The following is a 4,326-nucleotide window of genomic DNA, read 5'->3' on the forward strand; positions in this document are numbered from 1 at the left end:
CGCGACCCAGCACCAGCCCCCGCAGCCCGGCGGGCCGGTGCGGCCGGGAGCCGGGCAGCCGGGCACCAGCCCACAGCACCAGCCTGCGGCGGCCCAGCACGCCGCGGCGGCCCAGTCCCACCAGCCGGCGGGGCAGCCTCATCCGCCGGCACAGCACCAGTCGGCGCCACCGCACCAGGCAGCACCTCAGCCGCCGGCCCGGGGAGGCTGGAGCTCTCCCGGGGACGCCGGCTGGCAGGCAGCCGAGTCGTTGCGCCAGCCGAGCACCGGTGGCGTGACGCGATCGGGCCTACCGGTGCGAGTTCCCATGACCCATCTCGTGCCCGGCAGCGCCGAACCCGCGCCAAGCCGGCGTCCCGCCGACACCTCGGCCAGGTCTCCCGAGGCCGTCGGTGGCCGGCTTGCCAGCTTCTACCAGGGCGTGCGGCAGGGACGTGATGTCGGAGTCGACACCGCGAGGAATCCTCGACGTGACGCGCAGGAGGAACGGTGACACCCGTGAGTTCTGAGGCCCAGAACCTCAACTGGTTGATCAACAATTTTGTCGATCGGGTCCCGGGTGTCGCCCACACCGTGGTGGTGTCCGCGGACGGGCTGCTGCTGGCTGTCTCCGACGGCTTTCCCCGCGACCGGGCCGACCAGCTCGCCGCGGTGGCTTCGGGACTGGTGAGCCTGACCCAGGGGGCGGCGCGCGTGTTCGAGGCGGGCGCCGTGACGCAGAGCGTCGTCGAGATGGAACACGGCTTCCTGTTCATCATGTCGATCAGCGACGGTGCGAGCATGGCGGTACTGGCGGCGCCATCGTGCGACATCGGCCTGGTCGGGTACGAGATGGCACTGCTGGTCAGCCGGGCGAAGGATGTTCTCACCCCGGCATTGCGCGCCGAGCTGCAGGGAACGCTTCCGCGGTGAACGCGCGGCAGCACAGGGAGTCAGGGTGAGTATCGATCCCGAGAACGCGCCCGGTCCGGTCGTCCGTCCCTACGCGATGACCGGCGGGCGTACTCGGTCACGCTACGAGCTCGCCATCGAGGCGCTCGTCTTCACGACGCCGCTCGGCGAGGAACGGGCCCTCGGCCTCAACCTCGAGCAACAGACCATCGCCGCCATGTGCCGGCAGGTGCGATCCATCGCGGAGATCGCCGCCGGGCTCCGGGTGCCTCTGGGGGTCGCCCGCGTGCTGGTCGGCGACATGGCGGACGAAGGCTTCGTCCGCGTCCACCAGCAGCCTGACCGCGACGAGGCACCGGATCTCGCGTTGCTCGAAAGGGTTCTCAGTGGCCTTCGAAAGCTCTGACAACAGACGGGTCAACTCCTCCGTCGCCACGACCTCGGTGAAGATCGTGGTGGCGGGAGGATTCGGCGCCGGGAAGACCACCTTCGTGGGCTCGGTGTCCGAGATCGTCCCGCTGCGCACCGAGGCCGTCATGACCGAGGCGGGAGCCCACGTCGACGACCTCACCCACCTGACCGACAAGACCACGACCACGGTCGCGATGGACTTCGGCCGCGTCTCCCTCGACGAGGACCTGATCCTGTACCTGTTCGGGACGCCTGGGCAGTACCGCTTCTGGTTCATGTGGGACGACATCGTCCGCGGCGCCATCGGCGCGATCGTCCTCGCCGACACCCGCCGGCTCGCTGACTGCTTCGCCGCCGTCGACTACTTCGAGCAGCGCCAGCTGCCGTTCGTCATCGGCGTCAACTGCTTCGACGGCATCCTGCGGCACTCCATCGAGGATGTCCGCGAGGCACTGCAGATCAGCCCGACCGTACCGATCATCACCTGCGACGCCCGCAACCGCGACTCGACCAAGAGCGCGCTGATCGCGGTGGTCGAGCACACGATGTCGCGGGCAGCCGCCCGCGCCTGACCCGTGACACGCGAGGGGCCCCGGGACACTCGTCCCGGGGCCCCTCGCGTTCCGTCAGCCTCGCATTCCGTCAGCGACGGCCGGTACTCAGACCGGCGGCGGGAGTTCGCGCAGCGGCGCGTCCACCCCGACCTTGCTGTTGCCGCTGTTGTTGACAATCTTGAGGGCGAAGCGGTTGTCGACCAGGTCCCACTGGCCGCCGACCAGGGCGGTGCGGGCCACGTTCTTCGGCACGTTCGGCTGGGAGCCGAACGCCACCGGCCCGACGATCGTCTGGGCATCGACCTCCTTGATGGCTGCGACGATGGCCTCCCGTTCCAGTGACGCGGCGCCGCCAAGCGCCTTCACCGCCACCTCGAACAGCGCGTAGGAGAAGCCCAGCGTCTGCGTCCAGCCGCGTCCGCGGGCGCGGTCGAAGTCGTTGGCCAGGTCCAGGGAGGTCTTCGTGGTCAGCGAGCTGCGGTAAGGATGGGACGGTGACCAGGCGACCTCGGTGGTCAGCCCGTCGCCGGTGGACCCGAGCGCCAGGACGTCCTCCTGGAAGTCCAACGCCTTCGAGACGGTCAGGGCCTTCGGCGTGAAGTCCATAGTCCGGGTCTGGCGCCGGAAGGTGGCGAGGTCCGCCGCCTGGGCCACCCCGACGACGGCCTGGACGCCGGCGTCCTTGAACGCGTTCAGGTAGGACTCGAACGACGGCGCTCCCGCTTGGTAGCCCGAGCTCGCCGGCGAGTTCAGCTGAAAACCGAAGTTGCGGATGGTGGGAATTCCGAAGCCGGGGTTGGCGAATGCCTGACCGTCATCGTCCGCGGGATACATCAACCCCACCCTGGTGATCCCGAGCTGACGCCACATCGCCACATAGGTGGCGACGACGTCCTCCATCCCCCAGAAAAAGTGGTAGGTCCAGTGGAAGGGCATGTCGACGTTACCGCCACGCCCGTTCCACCAGGACTGCCAGGGGGCGTTCGTCGAGATACAGGGAACCTGGTTGATCTCGCACTGATCGGCGACCGGAATGGCCGTGTCCGAGGTTCCACCGACCAGGACGATGTCGACCTTGTCCTTGTAGATGAGGTCGGTCGCGGCGATCCCGGCCCGGTGCCGGTCGGACTCCGAGTCGCGGACGAAGATCTCCACCGGGTAGCTACGCCCACCCACCTTGATCCCGTCGGCGAGGATCGTCCGCATCGCCTGGACGACGTACGAATCGACCACGCTGTACGAGCTGAGCGTCCCGGTGCGGGAGGTCACGTACCCGAGACGCACCTTGCGCGGGCCGCCGGAGGACGACGACCCGCCGCACGCGGCGAGCAGCCCGGCGGCCGGCGCGGCCACCGCGGCGGTCCCGGCCCAGCGGAGCAGACTGCGCCGGTCGACGGCTGGTCGACCGGTCTCGGCGGCTGCCGGGACGCCGCCGCCCACCCCGCCAGACACATCCTTCTCGTTGCCGGCGGCCGGACGCCGCCAGCCACCCATACCGCGGTCAGACCTGAGCATGGCACCTGATCCTGCCGCACCCCGCTCTAAACCCGACAACCGGGGTCGGCGGCCGACCGGCCGGCAAGGTCGACCCGCCGGTTAGAACAGACATTTCGCCGTTCTCGCTTACCGTCAGCATGGGGACGGATGTTCTCAGTTCACTCCGCAGATTCGGTGCGGCGCGGTCCCGCTCGCCTTGAGTTCAAGGGTACCCAGTGCCTTGCCGCGGATTCCGGCCCCCGGCTTGGCGATGTGCACCGCCGCGAGATCCTTCAGTGGGCCGCTGGTGAACTTCACGTCGCCGATCACATTCCCGCCGTCGTTGCCGGCCACCGGGGTGATCGTGTATTGGCCCGCGGCGCCGTCCCAGGTGTAGGCCCCGGCCGTGCGCTCGACCACCAGCACCCCGGCCACGTCGGCGGACAGCTTGAGTGGGTTGGTGCCGGTGACCGGACTGCACTGCCAGCTGCCGTCGATCATCGCCTTACCGGTGAGGGCGTCCGGGTTGGTCGTCGCCGGGGTGGGCGACGCGTCGGCCGTCGGGGTCGGGGCGACCGTGGCGCCGCCCGCATCGCCTCCACCGCGCAGCAGGACGTAGCCGCCGACCGCCAGCAGCGCCACGACCAGCGCGACCGCCAGCGGGCCGATCCAGCCCTGCCGGAGCCAGGCCAGCCTGTCCTCGCCCGCCAGCTCGTCCTCGGGCGTTTCGTCCCGGCGGTCGGTCGGTTCCAGCAGACCCGAGGACGTCGCCCCGCGCGCGGACCGCCGCTGCGGGCCCGAATGGGCGCCGGTGGCGTCCCCGCGCCGGCCCCCGGGGCGGCGGGCCCCCGGTCCGGTCGCACTGCCCCGCCCCGTCCGGCCAGGTGTGCGCCGCCGCTCGCCGGTGTCGGAGCGGCCGTTCTCGCCCGCGCGGCCGCCGGCGGTGGACCGTCCCCCGGACGGGGCGGAAACCGGTTGCAGGCTGTCGGTGTCG

At 70.5% G+C, this 4,326-nt stretch carries 5 protein-coding genes and 1 pseudogene; 4 read left to right on the top strand and 2 right to left on the bottom strand.

Features of this window, described 5'->3' with window-relative positions; translation table 11 throughout:
• The first annotated feature begins 307 nt into the window (after positions 1-307).
• The 4 genes from FRAQA3DRAFT_RS37400 to FRAQA3DRAFT_RS17955 are packed head-to-tail and all read left to right on the top strand — an operon-like array spanning position 308 to position 1,874.
• Positions 308-493 carry a hypothetical protein gene (locus FRAQA3DRAFT_RS37400; RefSeq protein WP_232291653.1) on the top strand — a complete coding sequence of 62 codons (186 nt, stop codon included), beginning with the start codon at positions 308-310 and terminating at the stop codon, positions 491-493.
• The gene (locus FRAQA3DRAFT_RS17945) at positions 490-912 is read left to right on the top strand and encodes a roadblock/LC7 domain-containing protein (RefSeq protein WP_009740465.1); all 423 of its coding nucleotides are present in this window, start codon (positions 490-492) and stop codon (positions 910-912) included. The genes FRAQA3DRAFT_RS37400 and FRAQA3DRAFT_RS17945 overlap by 4 nt, the downstream gene beginning before the upstream one ends.
• Positions 913-937: 25 nt before the next feature.
• The gene (locus tag FRAQA3DRAFT_RS17950; protein ID WP_009740466.1) at positions 938-1,297 is read left to right on the top strand and encodes a DUF742 domain-containing protein; all 360 of its coding nucleotides are present in this window, start codon (positions 938-940) and stop codon (positions 1,295-1,297) included.
• Positions 1,278-1,874, top strand: coding sequence for an ATP/GTP-binding protein (locus FRAQA3DRAFT_RS17955; RefSeq protein WP_009740467.1), 597 nt, complete (start codon positions 1,278-1,280; stop codon positions 1,872-1,874). Before FRAQA3DRAFT_RS17950 ends, FRAQA3DRAFT_RS17955 begins: the two co-directional genes overlap by 20 nt.
• A gap of 87 nt (positions 1,875-1,961) precedes the next feature.
• On the opposite strand, the gene FRAQA3DRAFT_RS17960 is transcribed toward FRAQA3DRAFT_RS17955, so the two are convergent.
• The gene (locus FRAQA3DRAFT_RS17960; protein ID WP_009740468.1) at positions 1,962-3,371 is read right to left on the bottom strand and encodes an ABC transporter substrate-binding protein; all 1,410 of its coding nucleotides are present in this window, start codon (positions 3,369-3,371) and stop codon (positions 1,962-1,964) included.
• A gap of 135 nt (positions 3,372-3,506) precedes the next feature.
• Positions 3,507-4,326 (bottom strand): annotated as a pseudogene (locus FRAQA3DRAFT_RS36135) (hypothetical protein); the annotation flags it as partial.

Origin of the sequence: Frankia sp. QA3 (genome assembly GCF_000262465.1) — a bacterium.
Classification (GTDB): domain Bacteria; phylum Actinomycetota; class Actinomycetes; order Frankiales; family Frankiaceae; genus Frankia.